This window comes from Desulfosporosinus orientis DSM 765 (assembly GCF_000235605.1).
Classification (GTDB): Bacteria; Bacillota; Desulfitobacteriia; order Desulfitobacteriales; family Desulfitobacteriaceae; genus Desulfosporosinus; species Desulfosporosinus orientis.
On record NC_016584.1, the window covers coordinates 5327434 to 5345848 of the forward strand.

At 43.0% G+C, this 18415-nt stretch carries 18 protein-coding genes; all 18 read right to left on the reverse strand.

Annotation, left to right across the window (positions count from 1 at the left end):
- The 18 genes from DESOR_RS24695 to DESOR_RS24780 all read right to left on the reverse strand — a co-directional run bounded on the left by DESOR_RS24695 (nucleotide 1) and on the right by DESOR_RS24780 (nucleotide 18361).
- Nucleotides 1-1401, reverse strand: coding sequence for an NDP-hexose 2,3-dehydratase family protein (locus DESOR_RS24695; RefSeq protein WP_014187324.1), 1401 nt, complete (start codon nucleotides 1399-1401; stop codon nucleotides 1-3).
- Entirely contained in the window at nucleotides 1398-1937 is a 540-nt protein-coding gene (locus tag DESOR_RS24700) for a 4'-phosphopantetheinyl transferase family protein (RefSeq protein WP_014187325.1), read from the reverse strand. Before DESOR_RS24700 ends, DESOR_RS24695 begins: the two co-directional genes overlap by 4 nt.
- Nucleotides 1934-2563 (reverse strand): acetyltransferase, encoded by a 630-nt coding sequence (locus DESOR_RS24705; RefSeq protein ID WP_014187326.1) that lies wholly within the window; start codon nucleotides 2561-2563, stop codon nucleotides 1934-1936. Before DESOR_RS24705 ends, DESOR_RS24700 begins: the two co-directional genes overlap by 4 nt.
- Nucleotides 2560-4047 (reverse strand): lipopolysaccharide biosynthesis protein, encoded by a 1488-nt coding sequence (locus DESOR_RS24710; RefSeq protein ID WP_014187327.1) that lies wholly within the window; start codon nucleotides 4045-4047, stop codon nucleotides 2560-2562. The genes DESOR_RS24705 and DESOR_RS24710 overlap by 4 nt, the downstream gene beginning before the upstream one ends.
- Nucleotides 4034-5062, reverse strand: a complete 1029-nt coding sequence (locus tag DESOR_RS24715; protein WP_014187328.1) for a glycosyltransferase — start codon at nucleotides 5060-5062, stop codon at nucleotides 4034-4036. Before DESOR_RS24715 ends, DESOR_RS24710 begins: the two co-directional genes overlap by 14 nt.
- Nucleotides 5052-6347, reverse strand: coding sequence for an O-antigen ligase family protein (locus DESOR_RS24720; protein ID WP_014187329.1), 1296 nt, complete (start codon nucleotides 6345-6347; stop codon nucleotides 5052-5054). Before DESOR_RS24720 ends, DESOR_RS24715 begins: the two co-directional genes overlap by 11 nt.
- A gap of 91 nt (nucleotides 6348-6438) precedes the next feature.
- Nucleotides 6439-7833, reverse strand: a complete 1395-nt coding sequence (locus DESOR_RS24725) for an AMP-binding protein (protein WP_014187330.1) — start codon at nucleotides 7831-7833, stop codon at nucleotides 6439-6441.
- Between the two features lie 13 nt (nucleotides 7834-7846).
- Nucleotides 7847-8593 carry an SDR family NAD(P)-dependent oxidoreductase gene (locus DESOR_RS24730; RefSeq protein ID WP_014187331.1) on the reverse strand — a complete coding sequence of 249 codons (747 nt, stop codon included), beginning with the start codon at nucleotides 8591-8593 and terminating at the stop codon, nucleotides 7847-7849.
- 9 nt (nucleotides 8594-8602) lie between these two features.
- A complete protein-coding gene (locus DESOR_RS24735) occupies nucleotides 8603-8851 on the reverse strand; it encodes a hypothetical protein (RefSeq protein ID WP_014187332.1) in 249 nt (82 codons plus the stop codon).
- Nucleotides 8852-8895: 44 nt separating this feature from the next.
- Nucleotides 8896-9525 carry a NeuD/PglB/VioB family sugar acetyltransferase gene (locus DESOR_RS24740; protein ID WP_014187333.1) on the reverse strand — a complete coding sequence of 210 codons (630 nt, stop codon included), beginning with the start codon at nucleotides 9523-9525 and terminating at the stop codon, nucleotides 8896-8898.
- Between the two features lie 29 nt (nucleotides 9526-9554).
- The gene (locus tag DESOR_RS24745) at nucleotides 9555-10118 is read right to left on the reverse strand and encodes an acyltransferase (RefSeq protein WP_014187334.1); all 564 of its coding nucleotides are present in this window, start codon (nucleotides 10116-10118) and stop codon (nucleotides 9555-9557) included.
- A 30-nt stretch (nucleotides 10119-10148) separates the two neighbouring features.
- Nucleotides 10149-10775 carry a sugar transferase gene (locus DESOR_RS24750; protein ID WP_042331639.1) on the reverse strand — a complete coding sequence of 209 codons (627 nt, stop codon included), beginning with the start codon at nucleotides 10773-10775 and terminating at the stop codon, nucleotides 10149-10151.
- Nucleotides 10759-11940 carry a DegT/DnrJ/EryC1/StrS family aminotransferase gene (locus tag DESOR_RS24755; RefSeq protein ID WP_014187336.1) on the reverse strand — a complete coding sequence of 394 codons (1182 nt, stop codon included), beginning with the start codon at nucleotides 11938-11940 and terminating at the stop codon, nucleotides 10759-10761. Before DESOR_RS24755 ends, DESOR_RS24750 begins: the two co-directional genes overlap by 17 nt.
- Nucleotides 11937-13796: a polysaccharide biosynthesis protein gene (locus DESOR_RS24760; RefSeq protein WP_014187337.1), complete on the reverse strand. Its 1860-nt coding sequence runs from the start codon at nucleotides 13794-13796 to the stop codon at nucleotides 11937-11939. The genes DESOR_RS24755 and DESOR_RS24760 overlap by 4 nt, the downstream gene beginning before the upstream one ends.
- A 325-nt stretch (nucleotides 13797-14121) precedes the next feature.
- Nucleotides 14122-14817, reverse strand: coding sequence for a response regulator (locus DESOR_RS24765; protein ID WP_014187338.1), 696 nt, complete (start codon nucleotides 14815-14817; stop codon nucleotides 14122-14124).
- A gap of 50 nt (nucleotides 14818-14867) precedes the next feature.
- The gene (locus DESOR_RS24770; protein WP_081468602.1) at nucleotides 14868-17198 is read right to left on the reverse strand and encodes a sensor histidine kinase; all 2331 of its coding nucleotides are present in this window, start codon (nucleotides 17196-17198) and stop codon (nucleotides 14868-14870) included.
- Between the two features lies 1 nt (nucleotide 17199).
- Nucleotides 17200-18141, reverse strand: coding sequence for a polyprenyl synthetase family protein (locus DESOR_RS24775; RefSeq protein WP_014187340.1), 942 nt, complete (start codon nucleotides 18139-18141; stop codon nucleotides 17200-17202).
- 19 nt (nucleotides 18142-18160) lie between these two features.
- The gene (locus tag DESOR_RS24780; RefSeq protein ID WP_014187341.1) at nucleotides 18161-18361 is read right to left on the reverse strand and encodes a hypothetical protein; all 201 of its coding nucleotides are present in this window, start codon (nucleotides 18359-18361) and stop codon (nucleotides 18161-18163) included.
- Nucleotides 18362-18415: the final 54 nt, after the last annotated feature.

Sequence of the window (18415 nt, forward strand, 5' to 3'; positions counted from 1 at the left end):
TCACACCTCCAGCAATGAGAGTAGATTGCGCAGTTGGATATTTAAACAGTTATTTACCTGAGTAAGAGTGTTTAGGGTTTTATAATCACTCCAAAAATAACCTTGCGGTAAATCTGAGGGGATTTCATTGTTCTCAACTTCAATAATGACATTGCGATTTTGTTCGTGATAAAAGCGTCCGCCTTCTTCCGACAGCAATACATTGACCACAACGCCCTTATACGAAGAAAGTTTTTCATAAAATAAACGGGTAACCTCATCCTCATCTCTTTCCTGAGTCACTTCAAGCTGAACCGTAGGCCCTAATTCTATTCCATCCAAGCAGCCAATCTCAGGCTTAGCCTTGACAAGAAATTTCTTTATGCCATTATCTTCACAAGTCAGGAGTCCAAAAGTGGCAATTCCTTGAGCCTCAAAAAGGGGTTGTGTCCAGTTAACCACTTCACGTCCTTCAATGGATATGTCACAGAAAATCAATCGAAAGGGAAAAGGCTCCTCACAAACAAAGCCCTTGTTCTCCATATGCCAGTTCTGTAAAGAGTCCAGGCCTACCAATCTTGTCGATATCTCACTAAACATTTTGTAATTATTAAAAGCATGGTATATATCTGTTAATATAGGCTGGCTTGCCCTACCACGAAGGGAGCGCAACAGGGCTTTATCCTTACACTTGTTTTCAATTTCTTCGAATTGTACTTTTTCCGCATCCATATCCGTATCCACCAGGGAAAAAGGCAGGCAGGAAAGTACGGTACGTGTATCCATATTAACCAAGTTGTCATAACGCATTAATTCTTTAATCTGGCCTAATGTCATCCACTGATGAGTAGGCGGTACAGTAATCTCTCTGTCCAAATTCAAAAGAACATTTCTATTTCTTTTCTTTAAAAACCGCGAAGACTGTTCAGATTGAATCTGATCGACCAAGGTTTGATTGGGTTTTGCTTCTATGAAATAGTCAAGAAAAGCAGGCCTCTTTCCTCCATGTTTTTGCGTAAAATTACTCTTGGTTGCTTGTATGGTAGGCGAAACCTGTACTTTATTAATGTTGCCCGGCTCTATTTTAGCCTGCATTAAAAAGTGCAGTACTCCGTTGATCTTCCGGAAGATAATTCCTAAAAATCCTATTTCATTCTGGATAATAATGGGCTGCTCTGCCAGCAGCTCATCATTCCGGTATTGCTGAATTCCGGATATGGAAAAAAAGCTATTGTTTTTATTCCTGATCAAACCGGAATACTTATCAAAAAACCAAAATTTGCTATCCTCTAAAGTTATTCTCTCTATGTTAACTTCCAGATCCATGTTTTGTTCATTGATCCATTGGAGTAAGGCTTCCGTTGAATTAACCCCTTCCTTAGTGAGCCAGGAGTTCATTAGATCATAAAAAATATTATTCATAATAAAGTCTCCCTATAAGTTAAATGCTCTACCCTACCGAAATGCCAAGAATGACATACCGAAATAATATATCCGCCAACATATTCCGTATGAATAAACACATTTCTCTTATCTATTTTGAGAACATCAAAGGAATCAAAGGGTATCGTCATGCCTTTGCCTACCCATTTAACAAAAGCTTCTTTTCTCGTCCATATTTTAGCAAATCTTAGATCCTGGTTTCTCTTCCGGGCAAAAACGTAGTCTTGCTCATTTTGAGTAAAGAACCGCTGAGCAACACGTTTATTAAAATTTTTTACTTCTTCAAGATCCACCCCCACAGGTCGGTCTAACACGGCACACACTATAGCCCCCTTTTTGTGAGCTATATTATAGTGAATATTTGGATAGTCTCTTAAATAAGGTTTACCAAACTCATTAATACCTAGGGATAAACTGCTTCCATCAACATCTAAACATTGACCTAAAACTTTTCTGGCAAACAGTTGGGAGTAATTAACCGCATTTTCTATTTTTAAAAAATACAGTTTGGTCATTTCGTTACTCGGGCAGGATTACCGAATACTTTCGTATTGTTTTCAACATTCGTTATTACGACGCTGCCCGCACCGATATAGGCATTGTCACCAATCGTAATATGGGGAATAATTGTGGAACCCGCGCTGACAAAAACACCGCTGCCAATGGTTACATAACCTAGAATGGCCGCTAAAATACTTACCGTAGTATAATCTCCAATCCGACAATCATGGGCAATTTTGGTGTTGACATGAACATGATTGCCTAGCACAGCATTGGGCCCTATAACTGCGTCCCGGTAAAGAATGACTCCTTCTCCCAGTGAGCAATAGTCATTTATCTCAACGTTGGGGTGAATAATATTGGCAAATTTCGCACCCTTAGCCTTTAGTCGCTGGCTTACCATTTTCTTGGCATTAGGGTCGGCTATGGCACAGACATATTCTTCTCCCGGTTTGGGTGTCCATTGATCAATGGTACCAACAATCTGGAAATCGCCATTTGTGAGTTTGCGAATATCTAATCCGCTATCGGCAATAAATCCTTTGATATTCCATGTGGTTTTAACTTTATTTATTTCTTTCACGACCTGTAATACATCCCTCGCTGCATTAGAAGCTCCTACAATAATCAAGTCTTTCATAGCATATCTCCTCGTCTTTTTAAAGGATTCCGGTAAGTGGATCCTGACATTTTTAAAACATAGCTCAAACATTCAAACTTTAATAATCTTGCCGCTCCAAAATAAAAGACAGTACCCGAGAGCACTTGGAGGATAAGGGTTATTCCAACCGGCAGCTCGAAAAGCATGATTGCGTAAACAACCATTCCCATAGCAAGGGAAAGAAGAAAAGAAGGCAGGATGTCCAAGATTTGTTCATGGATTGGGTAGCCAAGTAACTTTATGTTCGGATAGGAATTGATCACTAAGCTGATCACACCAGTGACAACTCCACCTAAAGCTATAGAAAAGATTCCCTGGGGTATGGTTATCAGAAGTATGATGATCCCTAGGGACTTTTTGATGATTTCTAATTTTAAATTAATGTCACTTCGGCCAATAGCACTAATTGCCTGCAGGTTGGCTGTGTGGATCGGATAAAGGGCAAAATAGGCACAATATATTTGAAGGAAGGGCACACTATTCAGCCATTTGTCCGTTAAAATTAACCTCACCAGAGGATTCGCTGCGGCGGCGAGTCCTGCCATGATGGGAAAGACAATAAACGAACTTGTGACTATGGAGCGACGCATCATAGCCTTAAGCTTTAATTTATTATCCTGAACCCGGGAAAAGGCAGGAAACATAACCGCCTGGATGGAGCCATTAAGACTTGTAACGATAACTCCCGGAAATTGTTTCCCCCTGTTGAAATAGCCCAGCATCTGGGTAGTGAATAGTTTCCCAATGACAATGGTGTAAATATCCACATAGATAGTGTCCAGTAAAGAGGTAAGCAGCATTTTCCAGCCAAAGGAAAAAAGCCCGGCAGCTTTTTTAGTGGAAAACAGCAGTTTAGGCCGCCATTTCACAACCTTGGCCATAAAGAAACAGTTCAAAATGGCATAAGCTATCTGTTGGGAAACCAGTGCCCATACTCCAAAATCCCCAAGAGCCATCACAGCCCCTACTGTTCCGGAGCAAACAATGGAACCCATGCTGCTAAAAAACAGTTTTTTAAACTGCATATTTCGTGAGACAAAGGCTATTTGCACAGAATTTACAGCACTAAAGGGCAGGGAAATCGCCAAAACGCGCAAGATAAGGGAAAGCTCCCTGATATTATAAAAATCAGCGATATAAGGAGCTGAGAAAAAAAGCAGCCAATACAATAGGCAGGAACCGGCAACACTTAGGAAAAACACCGTGGAAAAATCGGTCTCGTCAACATCCTGATTCTGTATAAGAGCCGAAGAAAATCCTCTTTGCAAAAGGATATTGGACAAATTGATAAAAATCGTCAGTAAAGCAATGGTCCCAAAATCCTTAGGCATGAGTAACCGCGCCAGAACAAGCTGAATTATTAATTGTATTCCTTGAACCCCCAAGCTCTCAAGCAACTTCCAAACTAAGGATGAAACAACGGTGTATTTGGGGTCAGACATTTGAGATTCAGGCTTTGCCATACAATAACCTATGACGCAAGCCGCTAACTCTTGTCGTTAAGACAAGGAAAGGGTACTTCAGCAAAGTAAGGATGATTTTGACGGCAACATAGGTTTTATTGGGAAACATGCTGCACATATATTGGAAGCTATCCCACTTGTCTTTATCAGGCTTTAAGATTGTCTTGCCCAAGGCAATCGTGGTATAGAAAATCAGAAGTTTTGAGTAATTCAGCTTAACTCCCAGCACTTCTCTGGCAAAGTCCTGCATAGAAAGACATTCATCGAAAACAAATCGATTGACATTGATTTTAGACAGCTGGGCGCTCCAACTATCCCCCCCCGCATAGATACGACGGTGATGACTCATGACTTCCTCGCAACAGTAAGTATCTCCTCGTATAGAAATGAGCATAGCTTTCTTGACATCCCCTGTTGCTTTTATCTTCCCAAATTTAGCCGCCGCCTCAGGATCACTGAACTCAATGGCTTCTCTCCTGTGCATGAGAGTAGCAGTTTGCCCGAACAATAATCTCTTTTTTTGGTGGGTTTCCAAGCTGTAAACCCCCTGTTTTCTGTAGCCGTAAAAGTAGCGGCTGGACAACATTTTCCCCTTTTCATCAACTTCCCAGCATTCATGGGTGGTTGCCATATATTCAGGATGCTCTTCCAGAAAATCCACTTGCTTTTGTAATTTATACGGATCAGTCCAATAATCATCCCCTTCACAATAAGCTATATATTTACCCCTGGCTGCGGGGAGAATAAACTGATGGGTAATGGATACCTGTTGGGAATATTGATTTTCCTTTTGAAGTATTGGTCTTATGATATTAGGATACTTCTCAGCGTACTCCCTGATAATCGCGGCTGTATTGTCCTTTGAGGCATCGTCATGAACAATGATTTCATAGGCAAAGGTTGTCTTTTGCATCAACATGGAATCAAGAGCTTGCCTTAAGTACTTTTCATGTTGATAGGTCAAGCAGCTAACACTGACAATAATCTCATTAATAGCTTGAATTTTAGCCGACATTAATCTGTTTCATCCTTTCATTGTCACTGGTTTTTTGCTGCCTGTTCCAACTGTATACCACCGCAATGGCGGCCCAAAACTCAGGTACATACCAATAGGAATCAGAGAGCAGCAGCTTTAAGGAGCAAGCCAAAAAGATTAAAAACAAATCCAGCCAATCATCGTCCTGGCATTTAATCAGAATCCGGACGCTATGGTACAAGAGAAAGAAGATTAACAATCCCCCCCCTAGGACACCAAAGGTTAGCAAAATCTCCAGGAAGATATTATGGGGATACCCCCAAAAATAATAGTTCCCGATAACATAACGATCGCCGTACAATCCATAACCAAAAAAGCCCATGTTCCTGATCATCTCGATGGCTATCTCATAGATCGCTGCCCTGCCATTATCATCACTTATGGAACCGGCTAAGAGCATGTTTATACTTCTCCCTGAGATGCCATGGCTTTGCAAAAAAATCGCCAGGAAGTTAATTAAATCTTCAAGTTTTAGATAGATCAGCAAAAAGCCAGGTACCGTCAATCCCCAGATGAACTTGACTTTGCTTGTCAGAAAACCGCTTATCAACATCACAGTAAAAAATACGATAATCCACAACAAAGGTGCCCGCGAACCCGACACTAAAATCATCAATAGACACATAACGCTGAGGACCCCGGGCAATATCTCCTTGTCTTTCAGTGCATAATACATAAACACCATGGAAGGCAGCATCATGTCATAGCCAAAGCTCATACTATAGGATAGTTCTTCATAGCCATTGGCCGTCAATGCTAACCAACTGCCCGCTTGCATGGCATTCGCAAACTTGTATAATCCATAAACCGCCAAAATATAGGAGACAAATTTTAAATTTTTTAATATTTCCTTTGGATCATTAACCATTCTCACCATTAAATAAGCATACAAGGCACGATCCGGTCTAAAGATGTAGTTAAAAACCCCGTAAAGGGGATGGTGAAACCAAGCTTCATATTCAGGATGGACCATAATAGTTATTCCAAAGGCTAATAATGCCGTCGCCCAAAGCATCAAGAAATCCCGCATACTTCTTCTTTCTCCACTTGCCAAGGGCATCAGCAGGAGAGGAAAGTATATAATAATAGAAGCTAAAATCCAGGCATAGTCTTCCCATCCGTAAAGCCTGAAAAGCCGGGTCGTACAAAATGAAATCATATCTGAGGCAAAGAACATCATAAAACAGATATTAGCAAGCATTTGTTTTGATAGGGTAAATTTAACCGCTGTTACATTTTGCTTCGGCTCCAGTTGCAACTCCATAAATATCCTCCATTTTATCGAGCTCATTTCAAAACCCTATAATTTCCTGCAAGCTCGATAAACAACTTGATTCAAATCAGCGGAAATGATTCTAACCTAACGCCTTATACTGAACTTTACCTGTCTCATTGCGCGGTATCCTCTCCACAACAACCACAGCATAAGCAGACCTGATTATCGCGGTTTTTTTACTAATAAATCTTTGTATTTCATCTTTGTATTGAGGCTCTGTGATATAAATATCCATGCGTTGATCTGTGCCTGTACAGACACAATCGACCTGGAACTCATCCTTGATTAACCTTTCACACCGGTCCAGGCTGACCCGGAGTCCATAAAGCTTTAAAAACCTGCTTTTCCTGCCGATGACATAATAGCAGCCGTCCCTGTCTCTTTGGGCAATATCTCCCGTATGATATTCTCCCTGCCATTCATCCCCCAGCAGCAAATCCTCCCGGTCATAAGCATAGCCCATCGTCACATTTTGGCCTCGATAGCCCAACTCGCCCTCAGCTTCCTTTTCCTTTATTTCTTGACCGTTTTCATCCAGCAAAAACAATTCACCCCCGGGTATGGCTCGGCCAATGCTTCCGATCTTAGCTTTAGCCAGCTCCGCAGGTAAAAAGGCCAGACGCGCTGATGTCTCGGTTGTGCCATAGGTAGCGAAAAATCTCTTCCCGGTACGGCTTGCATAGTCCGCTATCTCGGCAAACATGGCAGCCGTCAGTTTTCCTCCTCCTTCGGCGAGGGTGGTTAAGTCCGGCAAATCCATTCGCGTAAAACGAAGCTTAAATAAAACCTCATAACTGAAAGGAACTCCTGTGAAATTAGTGGCATGCCGATCCTTAATATTACGCCAGAAATCAGGACTCATAAGATTATGCTCCGTCAGCAGCACGGATGCACCTGAGCAGAGATGACTGTTAATGACATTAAGCCCCATGGTATACTGCATGGGCAAATCCACAACGGCACGGTCGTCCTTTGTCCAGCCAAAAAGAGCGGCAACATTTTTGGCGTTTGCTTCAAGATTGATGGTTTTATGACGTACCAATTTCGGGCTGCCGGTAGAGCCGGAGGTTGTGAGCAGCATGGCCAGGTCGTCATTGATGGGATATAGTTCATGTTCCGTAGGAACAAGAACAAATCCATACCTTTTATAGAGGACGGGTAAATTAAATTTAGAGACGAGGTCCTCGGGCATCCACAGGTAAGCCGGTGTGTATTCATCCAGCAAATTAGTCAGTAACTTGAGGTCTGTAGCAGCACTCAGCAAAAGAGGAACAATCTGATTGGCTAAACAGCCTATATAACCGGCCAGCCCACCAATGGTATTCTTACACAGACAAAAAACGATGGAACGCCGTGGCAGCATGGCTCCGAAGGCTATGGCAAAATCACACAATTCGCCATAGCTTAATTCTTTGCCTGTATCATCAATAGCGGCAATTAATTCCCGGCTTTGTCTATCAATTCCCAAATACATATCATATCCCACCTCACATTATCGTACAGCCATCGACGGCGAGAACTTGTCCTGAAACATACCCGGACAAATCCGAAGCAAAAAAAACGCAGGCCCGTGCTATATCTGAAGGTTCCGCAATACGCCCCATGCTGATGTTGGCAATCCTGCCTTTTAACTTCTCAATATCTGCGCCCTGCATCATCTCTGTTTTGGTGAGACCCGGCGCAACAGAATTTACCCGGATATTTTTTGAGGCAAGTTCTTTAGCGGCAGATTTTGTCAAAGCTATCACTGCGCCCTTTGTTGCTGAATAGACCAGCTGACCTGGGTTACCTCTGATGCCGACCATTGACGAGATATTGATAATGCTGCCGCCCCTTTCTTGTCTCGACATCAGCCGGCTTGCCATTTGCAGCATTTCAATGGCTGCAAAGACATTAATGGAAAACATTTGTTCCATGTTTTCACGGGATATCATACCGATAAGTTCGTTATATTCAACACCTGCATTGTTCACAAGGACATCAAGCCGTTGTTTTTCCTTTCTTATCTGAGTAAAAGCATTTTTAACCGCCGCCGGATCGGTTATGTCAAAATAAAGGGGCGTAATTCCCTGACGCATTTTACTTTTCGTAAGCCAGGAATCTACCGAACCTTCTCTGGCGTCATTGGCATACACAAAAGCACCTTCAGCGGCAAAGCTTTCAGTAATTGCACGACCAATGCCTCTTCCCGCACCGGTTACAATACATACCTTATCTCTTAATAAACCTGTCATTCTAACCTCCTAAACATCATTAAAGGAAATCTCATACTTTTCCAGTATCCTCATACCGTTCTCATAGGAACCAAATGAGAGTATATCTTCAGTTTCAAACATGATATTAAAGGTATATTCAAGCTCTGTTATCAAGGACAAGTGAACAATAGAATCCCAATTCTCAACATTATTAAAGGTAAAATCTTCGTTTAACTGACTGTCATTGATATTAAATAAGGTTGTAAAAACCTTATTGTATTTCATCCGGTTATTCATAGCCCCCATCTCCTTCATAGACTCCCTAATAAACTCAAAGGTTTTTACCGTGCTCTTCTGGCGGGATTCCCAAAAACCTTGCTATTGTTCTCTACATCATTGATCACAACACTGCCCAGACCAACATAAACGTCATCGCCAATCCGTTTATTGGGCACAATCGCTACATGACTGCCCAGAAAAACCCTCTTGCCCAATTTGACCTCTCCATTAACACCACAGTGGGAAGATATGGTCGTGTAATCCCCAACCCAAGCATCATGACCAATTTTCGAAGACAATAACGTGACAAAATCCCCCACATAGGCATCGGGCCCTATCCCTGCATTAGGGTAGGCAACTAAGCCAAGACCATAGCCTGCGCTTTCGGCAATTCTCGCGCTGGGATGAATCACGGATACAAATTCAGCACCGCGGCCCATGAGCAGCTTGGTTACCTTTTCTTTTACCGGCGGTGAAGCAATGCCCAAGGCAAAGCATTGATTTTCCTCAACCTTCCAGTCCACTATTTTGCCGATGATTTGACAGCTGCATTTTTTATCAGCCAATTTAGATAAGTTGTCATCAATAAAACCCAAGACATTCCAGGTTGGCTTCTCTGCATTGATGTCCTTCACCCACTCCAGAACTTCCCGACCGTGCCCTCCGGCACCAACGATAATCAAATCTTTCACAGCATAACCTCATTTATTTTTAGCACTTTCTATTTTTTAGCATTTTCAAACTTCTCCCATTCCAGCGCCGCTAGTGTTGGTTTGATTCTTTGCTTTTTAGGTTTTAAATCCTCCGGATAGGCATTTATGTCTAATAATCTTTTTTTCATATAATCGTTAAAGGTCCCTATAACCTTGGCCGGGTTTCCCCCGACAACAACATTTTCCGGAACATCTTTTGTCACAACACTACCTGCCGCCACAATTGCCTTAGGACCAATTCGAACATTATATAAGATTGTAGAATTAGCACCTATAAAGACATCGTCCATGATCTCAATGCAACCGATTTTTTCTGTAAACTTGTTATCCGGAAATGCTTTATCAAGGATATTATGGGTTACATCATGGGTGAGAAAGGTCACATTCGAGGCAACCATAATATTGTTATGGAAACGAATTAATCGCGCATAGAGAGGAATTTTTCTGGACTGAATCATAACATTCTCGCCAATGGCGTTATAGATTCTTTTCTTTTTCGCAAATTCCGCTCGCCGAAATCCATTGCTAATCAATACCATTCTCACCATCAGCCAATAACGCTTTATCTGCATCGTCCTGTCCCTCATAGTTGTTTTTATAGCTCAGACCCTAAATGTTCTATTCTCAGCCCCGCCAAACTCATTCATGGTCTGATTCCTGGACTGATTTACTCCTCTCCTGATTAGCACAATCGCCAATGTCTTAAGGAAGATCTTTAAATCCAGCCAAAAGGAAATATGCTCAACATACCAGACATCATATTTAAAACGTGTCTCCCAGCCTACCTGATTGCGGCCATGGATCTGGGCCCAGCCGGATATTCCCGGTGTCACTTCATGCCGCCGCATCTGTTCAGGTGTATAACGCTCTAAATACTGAACCATCAATGGACGGGGACCAATGAAACTCATATCCCCTTTTAAGATATTAAAAAGCTGGGGCAATTCATCCACACTAAGCTTGCGCAAAATCCCGCCGACTAGAGTCAGGCGTTCCATATCGGCTAAGGGGCGACCGTCTTTCTCCCTCTCCAGGCGCATGGTACGAAACTTGTAAATCGTAAATATTACGCCATCTTTACCTGGCCGCTCTTGTTTAAAGAGTACGGGCCCCCGGGATCCTAACTTGATGGCAATGGCTGCACAAAGCATAATAGGGGCTGCTACTATCAACAATAAAATTGAAAACAATAAATCCAGCGCTCTCTTAACCTTAACGTACGACGGCATGATCACTCGCCACTCCCAGCTCATATCGTCTCTTCAGTCGTGCTTCTGAATCAGGGATAGCGGCATAGCCAATAGCTCTTTTAACCTCAGCCACGACCCTATCGATTTGCTCCTCAGTGATATTATTAAAAAACGGAATAGCTAAAGTACCACTGGCAACATGTTCTGTTACCGGCAAATCCCCTTCTTTATAGCCAAACATCTCCCGGTAGAAAGGCTGCAGGTGAATCGCCGTAAAGTATGGCCTGCAGCCGATTCCCCGCTTTAAGAGAGTTTGCATGACAAGATTTCGATCGATCCAGGGTTCAAACCTAATGACAAAAACAAACCAACTCATTTTCGCTCTCTCGTCAACGATCGGAAGAATAACCCCTTCCACATCCTTAAGTTTTTCCATATACAAATCAGCAGCTCGCTGGCGTTTAGCCAGAATCTCATCAATACGTTCCAACTGGGCGATACCAAGGGCGCAGCTGATGTCACTAATGCGATAGTTGTAACCCAGGCGAACATGATTGAGCCACTGACTATCAATGCCCCGCCCTTGATTGCGCAGACTGTAACATAACTTAGCCAGGTTTTCATTGTTCGTAACAACCACCCCGCCCTCACCCGTTGTCATCTGCTTATTCGGATAAAAGGCGAAGACTCCCGCATTGGACATCGTCCCTGCTTTCTTGCCATTCCACTCTGCCCCAATCGCCTCGCAAGAGTCTTCAATAATCGCTAAGCCATGTTTAAGCGCAATACGGCGGATGTCATTCATGTTGGCAGGCTGCCCGAAAACATGGACCGGTAAGATAGCTTTGGTTCTTGCGGTAATCTTCTCTTCAATTTGTGCCGTATCCAAGTTATAGGTCTTCTCATCAATATCAACAAACACAGGTTTAGCGCGTTCAAATAACATACAATTACTGGAGGAAATAAAACTAAAGGAGGTCGTAATTACTTCATCACCATCCTTTATTCCCAGAGCAGCTATGATCATATGTAAACCACTGGTTCCGCTATTGCAGGCTATTGCATACTGAGTTCCGGCGTACGCTGCCATCTTATCCTCAAACTCATTTAATTTAGGCCCTAAACTTAACTGATTGGAGTCCAAGACCGCCAGTACGGCTTGTTTTTCCTTCTCTGTAATATCTGGTCTTGCTAACGGAATCATCTAAAAGCCCTCCCCATCTCTGTCTTCTCCGGAAGTTGTTGGAACCCCGGCACAACCTCAGCCAACTCTGTTATGATCTCTTCCCTGGTCAAGTACGAACCCCTCTCCCTAATCAACTGAACCAACCCCTCAATCTCTGCCACATCGATGCCATTGGGCTTGGCCACAAAAATTCTCTGATGCTTCGTACTCGTTGTCCCCTCTTCTGCCGTGAGCAGCTCTTCATATAACTTTTCCCCGGGACGTATGCCGGTATATTCAATCTTAATATCCACGTCCACTTCAAGCCCTGACAGACGAATCAAGTCTCTTGCCAAATCAACAATTTTGACGGGTTTTCCCATATCAAGAATGAAAACTTCCCCGCCTTGAGCCATGGCACCGGCTTGAATCACCAGTTGAGACGCTTCCGGAATGGTCATAAAGTAACGAACCATCTCCGGATGAGTCACGGTCACAGGACCACCCTTGGCAATCTGTTTCTTGAAGGTAGGAATGACACTTCCCCGGCTCCCCAGGACATTGCCAAAGCGAACGGCAACAAAACGAGTCTGGGATTGTCTGTCGAAACTTTGAATGATCATCTCCGCCACTCGTTTGGTGGCCCCCATAATACTCGTGGGATTGATGGCCTTATCTGTGGAAATAAGAACAAAGGTATTAACTTTGATGGCATCCGAGATCTCCGCCAGATTATAAGTTCCCAGGATATTGTTCTTTAAAGCTTCTTCAGGATTTCGCTCCATGAGCGGAACATGCTTATGAGCAGCAGCATGAAAGACAACTCCCGGTTTGAACCTGCGAAAAACCAATTCCACCTTATCTCGCTCTTTCACATCCAGGATTTCTGTAAAAAGGTTAATCCCCGGACATTCCGAACGCAGTTCCTGCTCGATATCAAAAATGCTGTTCTCGCCGCGTCCCACCAGGATAAGCCTTTGCGGGTTGAATCGACATATCTGCCGGCAGAGTTCTGAGCCGATGGACCCGCCGGCCCCTGTAATTAAGACGGTTTCTCCTGTCAAATAACCCGCAACTTCCTCAATATCAAGATTCACCTGCTCCCTTCCCAATAAATCTTCGATCTGGACTTCGCGGATTTTTAAGCTATCCACTACTCCGCTGAAATAGTTATAAATACCTGGAATGATCTTAATGACCAGCCCGCTCTTTTCGCAAATCTCCGTCATATCCCGAATCACATTCCCCGACGCTGAAGGCATGGCAATAATCACTTCTTCAACTCTGCGGGATCTGACAACTCGCGGGATATCCTTCCTGGTTCCTAAGACGGGAATTCCCATCAATTTAAGTTTTTGCTTTTCTGGAGCGTCATCGATGATCCCGACGGGGTAACCTTCACGATAATTGCTGTTTTTCAGTTCACGAACCGCCAAGGCCCCGGCGTCTCCAGCTCCAATAATCAGGATTCGCTTGGGTATCCCGGATAAATGCAGATTGAAAACACTATCTTGCAATATCCGTCCCAGGAAACGAGAGCCTCCGATTAAAAACATGGTGGTCAGCCATAACAACACGGCTACCGTGTGGGGATATCGCACGGGGGCTAAAAAATAAATGACGAGTACTACACTACTCGTTCCAACCGTGACTGCATAAACAATTGAAAGAAGTTCACTGATACTGGCATACTGCCAAAGCCGGTTATACAAACCAAATAATAAGAAGATGATCAAATAAATGAGGGTTCCGGCCCAAGCTGTATGATAATATGTCAAGAAATATTCCTGAGGAATATCCCCTTCAAAGCGAAGGTAAAAACTTCCAAATGCAGCCAAGTTAACCAGTACCATATCAATTAACATTAAAGCTAAGGATTTTCGGTTAAACTTCATTAATGGACCTTCCTTTACAGCACAAATATTGAATTTTCGCCTCCTTACTCACTTTTTTGCTTCCTGCAACTTCTTCTTTTGATATCATCGAGAAAGATGGCTCAGTAGTACTTTAAATCACTAATGTCTACTACCTTATGTTCAATTTATTATAAGTCCCTTCCAATATCTGTACATCCGTAGAAACTACGGGAAAAACAAATAAACTTTTCGGTAGTTTCTACAGGGCTAGTACAAAAAAATACGCTTTGACCCTGCTTAAAAAGACGGTTCAAAGCGTATTTTTTCACTGTTAGACTCTATAACTTCTATTGCCAATCGTTCTTTAACTAATCCTATCCCCTATCCCCTGATTCTTGGTATAAATCAATACCGCCTCTAAGCGAGATTTTGCGTCTAACTTTGACAAGATATTGCTGACATGGAAATCCACTGTGCGGTTTTTAATCTCCAAGGCAGCAGCGATTTCTTTATTGCGCAAGCCCTGGGCAATCAATTCGATGATTTCTTGTTCCTTTGGAGTCAGAAGTGTCCCGGAGATTTTTTTTGACTCTATAGTATTCGTTCTCATCTCTTCGCCAACAATCACAGATCTAAGATAGGGGGCCATGTTTTGGGAAAAATAGCACTGACCGCTGCTCCTTGAGACCTGCAATATTGCCGCTGTCATTTCACTTTTTGTACAGTCTTTAAGCAGAAAGCCATTAGCACCTTTATTTAAGGAGGCATTAACATACCCCTCCGGGCTTTGTCCCGTAAGCATAATAATCTTAACCTGGGGAGCTATCCCTTTAATTTTTTCGATCAAATCCGTTCCGCTGAAATCCGGCAGATTAATATCCAGTAATACCACGTCCGGATATTTTGTCTTTACCAGTTTTAAACAGTCGCTGCCATTCTTAGCCGTTCCCACGACAGAGATATAGGGCTCAGACGATAGCAATGATACAGTACCTTCCGCAAAGAGTGTATGGTCATCTACTACTACAACTCTTATGGTCTTCTCCAAACTAGCAACCATAACTCTTCCTCCTTCGTTAATAAGCTCGCTATTTGTAAATCGATCACACTCTAAATCGGAACAGACGCCTTAAGGGTCACTCCCTGACCAATCTCAGAGGTGATAGAAAACTCCCCGCTCAAGCTTTCTATCCGTTCTTTCATGCCAATGATTCCGAAATGATAGCCCGTTAAGGACCAATCCCCTATCTCCTGGGGATCAAAACCTTTACCGAAATCATTCATGATCACTTCAATTTTCTGATTAACTAAGGAAATGGTGACATTGACTCTGGACGAACCAGAGTGTTTGATAACGTTATTAATTCCTTCCTGCAAAAACCGAAAGGCAACCAGTTCAATATCCTCTTTAAAGCGGGCCTCTCTGCTCATTCCTATGACTTCCAGCACGATGACCAAAAGCTCCTTTTGCATTATTTGCTGGAACATGACCTCTACAGCAGGAATAAGACCCAAATCCCGCAAAGAAGATGGGCGTAAATTACTGCAAATTGAACGAAGTTCATAATTCAAATCCTCGATCATGTCCTGCATTACTGAGATGGCCTGAAAATTACTGCTTTCAGCCGGAAAACCGGTAATTAATTCTTTCATCCTCCGGTTTAGATCTAAGCCAATCTGTAATGAGCCGTCATGTATTTCCCTGGCCAGAACTTTCTTTTCTTCCTCAAGATTGCTAAACAATAAGCGATTGATGACTTCCAGCCCCTGGCTTCTTCGCTGGGTTTCCCGGGACTTTTTCTCCATGGCATTGATTTCTCTGGACAATTGCTTCACCACACGGATCACTTGGAGACGTCGACCTAATTGATAACATACTGCAGTGAGCAACAGTACTTCATTGGCTTTGAATTTGATATAGGAATGGCGATGGCCCAGGAAGATTCCGCAGGTAAACTCTTCAGAAACAAAGGGTATGTACAATTCCGCAGGAAAATCGTCCGAAAAACAATGGATCGCCTGCCCTGTCTCTTTAGCCTTTCGGTAATAATCCTCCATGACGGCTTGTTCTGTTGTCTTGCCGAGATATCGTCCTGCCGCACTTTTTGTGTACCACCCTTTCGGATCTTCCGCTATAACAAAGGCACCTTCCAACCCCAGTTGGCTCGCTAACTCTTCAGCGATTAAAGCTTCATTCAGCGAGGATGGATTTCCGTTCAATTCAACGCTCTTAGTTTCAATTCCACTACTCCCCTGAGTAAAAACGTACTTATCAGCGGCAAAATGTACGAAAGCTTTAAAAAGGTTAAAGATAACAATGGCCATCCCGGTTAACGAAAACCATAAAAGATAAGTCTCAAGTTTTAAATCCTTAACCACTCCTATGAGAAATAGAAAATAAGTAAAAAGCAGACATGTCAAAATGCCGGAAAGCAGAGAGATAACGAGGGAATCGAGAAACATACGGCCATCGGGCAAGCTCTTATTTAGGACAACATAACTAAGGGTAATGGGAAAAATTACGATAAAAAGAGCACTAACCTTCGGATTAGCGATAAGCTGAACATCCAGAAGGATAGGAACCGCCGTAAGGATTACAAAGGGCAGCAAGCCCATGGCCAGACCCGCAAGGACAATGGCCGCCTGATTTTTTTCCGGCTTATCAGCGGGTAATCTAATCAGCCAAACTAAATTACCTAAAACTGCAGCAGTACCAATCAGCCCATTAGCGAGGGGGAGTTTTCTAATTTCAACAACCTCAATCACAACCCCCAAGCCATTTAAAACCAGGATCCCAGCTGTAAGTACTGAAATAAGGCCTAAGACCCCAATGATCAGTTGGTTTAAGCGATTAACCCTGTTCGTAAAGACAGAAATAAACTTCACTAAGAGGACGGGTACGAGGGAGAAACCAATTGCCTCTAATTCTCTCGCCAAGAACAAGCCACGACTGGAAACCGGGGCTAAGATTATGACTAAGCCGGCCAGCCAATTTAACCAGAACAGAGCATAAGCTTTGGCAAGGAAAGGCCGCTTAAAGACTGTAACCAGGCCTACCAGCCAAAAGATAACTCCTAACGCCGCCATGGGGAGTTCACTTAACAATGTATAGGTAAAAGGCGGATTCTCTATCCGGACCACTCTCATAGGCATTTCAGGGCTTTTTACCGTAAGGGTTGAAGCTCCTTCTGCCTCCCCCCACTTATTAGTGGACGGATACTTGCCCGGGTCGTCGTTATTAATTTTTATCACCATATCCCCTTCACGAATTCCCAAGCGATAGCCCTCGCCATGAGGATCACTAAACTTGACGATCCAGTTTCCGGCATTACTTTTAAGGCTTAGGCCTACATAGGGTTGATTGAAGAGAATAGCAACATAGACAAGACAAACGATAATAAAGGCGACATTAGCAGTTCGAAGTGCTAGCCGCCTAAACATTTTATCCAACAAGCTGAATCAACTTCTCTTTTCTTTTTTCCGGAATTGGCATTCCCTTTAAAATATCCAGTGCACGCTGCTTATACATCTCGTGAATTGCTGAACAATAATGAACAGTCCCCTCATTGACCACCAATTCTCTTAACTGTTCTTTTTCATGGGGCCCGAATTCAGCTAAACCTTTACTTGCCAAAGTACTAAGATACTTTAACTCTTCAGCTTCTATCTCATTAAGCACATTGAGAAGATAAACAAAAGGAAGAGTTTTCCTGCCTTTAACGAAATCACTTTTAGTTTCTAAATTCAGGAAGTCGTCGAGGTCATTTTTGATTTGACTCATGATCCCTAAACACGTGCCGAATTGTTCTAACTCCGAAACAAGGGTTTGCTCTGCTCCTCCTAAGATCGCCCCAATTTTACAAGCGCCGGCCATTAAGCCAGCGGATTTTTTATTAATAACCTCAAAATATTCGACAAAGGTAATTTTATCCTTACTGTCATTCAGAAACTCATTAAATTGCCCATCACAGGCTTGCAACCCAATCTGGTTAAGAACCTTGCTTACTTCCTCGAAATACCTGGGATTAGATAGAACCGAAAGGGCCTGGTAGCTGAGAACCAGGATACAAGTAGCTAAATTAATGGCTTGGGCAGGAGGAACTTTACGCCAGGGCAGACTGTTGTTATCCTGATCTTGAATATCGTCCAAAATATCCGCTGCCAAGGCATAAAGTTCCATAGCGACAGCTCCGGGCAGTCCTTCTTCTAAGACTCCCCCAGTGCTGTCGCAAGTTATTAGGGTTAATTGGGCCCAGCCATACCTGCCCTTGCTTCGAAAACCGGCATCAAGCCACTGTTGGATGGTGCTTACCACACCCTCGCTAAGCCCTGAACCCTTCAAAAGCAGTTCTATTTCCTTCGTAATATTTCCGTCCATATTCATGGTCTGACTTTGGCCCCTTTTATACCCAATAGAGAGTCGGTTTCATGATAGCTGCTGCAGAATGACCCAACAATTGTTCTTGGCAGAACACTTTGGCTATGGCGTTCAATTCGCTGTTCGTCATTGCGCGGTTAGATTTTATCTGAGGTATTTCTAATGAGCTGCGGTTTGAGTTTTTCGCTAATTCGTGAACTAATTCAGCAATGTTGTCAAAGTTCATTTATATTGCCCCTTTCTTCTAAATAAGTTTGACACCTCTTCCTAGATTCCTCCT

Excerpts from the sequence above, each read along its gene's own strand:
- DESOR_RS24730 (WP_014187331.1), bottom strand. The coding sequence starts at position 8,593 with ATGACAGGTTTATTAAGAGATAAGGTATGTATTGTAACCGGTGCGGGA.
- DESOR_RS24735 (WP_014187332.1), bottom strand. The coding sequence starts at position 8,851 with ATGAATAACCGGATGAAATACAATAAGGTTTTTACAACCTTATTTAAT.
- DESOR_RS24750 (WP_042331639.1), bottom strand. The coding sequence starts at position 10,775 with ATGCCGTCGTACGTTAAGGTTAAGAGAGCGCTGGATTTATTGTTTTCA.
- DESOR_RS24760 (WP_014187337.1), bottom strand. The coding sequence starts at position 13,796 with ATGAAGTTTAACCGAAAATCCTTAGCTTTAATGTTAATTGATATGGTA.
- DESOR_RS24710 (WP_014187327.1), bottom strand. The coding sequence starts at position 4,047 with ATGGCAAAGCCTGAATCTCAAATGTCTGACCCCAAATACACCGTTGTT.
- DESOR_RS24775 (WP_014187340.1), bottom strand. The coding sequence starts at position 18,141 with ATGAATATGGACGGAAATATTACGAAGGAAATAGAACTGCTTTTGAAG.
- DESOR_RS24715 (WP_014187328.1), bottom strand. The coding sequence starts at position 5,062 with ATGTCGGCTAAAATTCAAGCTATTAATGAGATTATTGTCAGTGTTAGC.
- DESOR_RS24770 (WP_081468602.1), bottom strand. The coding sequence starts at position 17,198 with ATGTTTAGGCGGCTAGCACTTCGAACTGCTAATGTCGCCTTTATTATC.
- DESOR_RS24705 (WP_014187326.1), bottom strand. The coding sequence starts at position 2,563 with ATGAAAGACTTGATTATTGTAGGAGCTTCTAATGCAGCGAGGGATGTA.
- DESOR_RS24695 (WP_014187324.1), bottom strand. The coding sequence starts at position 1,401 with ATGAATAATATTTTTTATGATCTAATGAACTCCTGGCTCACTAAGGAA.
- DESOR_RS24780 (WP_014187341.1), bottom strand. The coding sequence starts at position 18,361 with ATGAACTTTGACAACATTGCTGAATTAGTTCACGAATTAGCGAAAAAC.
- DESOR_RS24765 (WP_014187338.1), bottom strand. The coding sequence starts at position 14,817 with ATGGTTGCTAGTTTGGAGAAGACCATAAGAGTTGTAGTAGTAGATGAC.
- DESOR_RS24755 (WP_014187336.1), bottom strand. The coding sequence starts at position 11,940 with ATGATTCCGTTAGCAAGACCAGATATTACAGAGAAGGAAAAACAAGCC.
- DESOR_RS24720 (WP_014187329.1), bottom strand. The coding sequence starts at position 6,347 with ATGGAGTTGCAACTGGAGCCGAAGCAAAATGTAACAGCGGTTAAATTT.
- DESOR_RS24700 (WP_014187325.1), bottom strand. The coding sequence starts at position 1,937 with ATGACCAAACTGTATTTTTTAAAAATAGAAAATGCGGTTAATTACTCC.
- DESOR_RS24745 (WP_014187334.1), bottom strand. The coding sequence starts at position 10,118 with ATGCAGATAAAGCGTTATTGGCTGATGGTGAGAATGGTATTGATTAGC.
- DESOR_RS24725 (WP_014187330.1), bottom strand. The coding sequence starts at position 7,833 with ATGTATTTGGGAATTGATAGACAAAGCCGGGAATTAATTGCCGCTATT.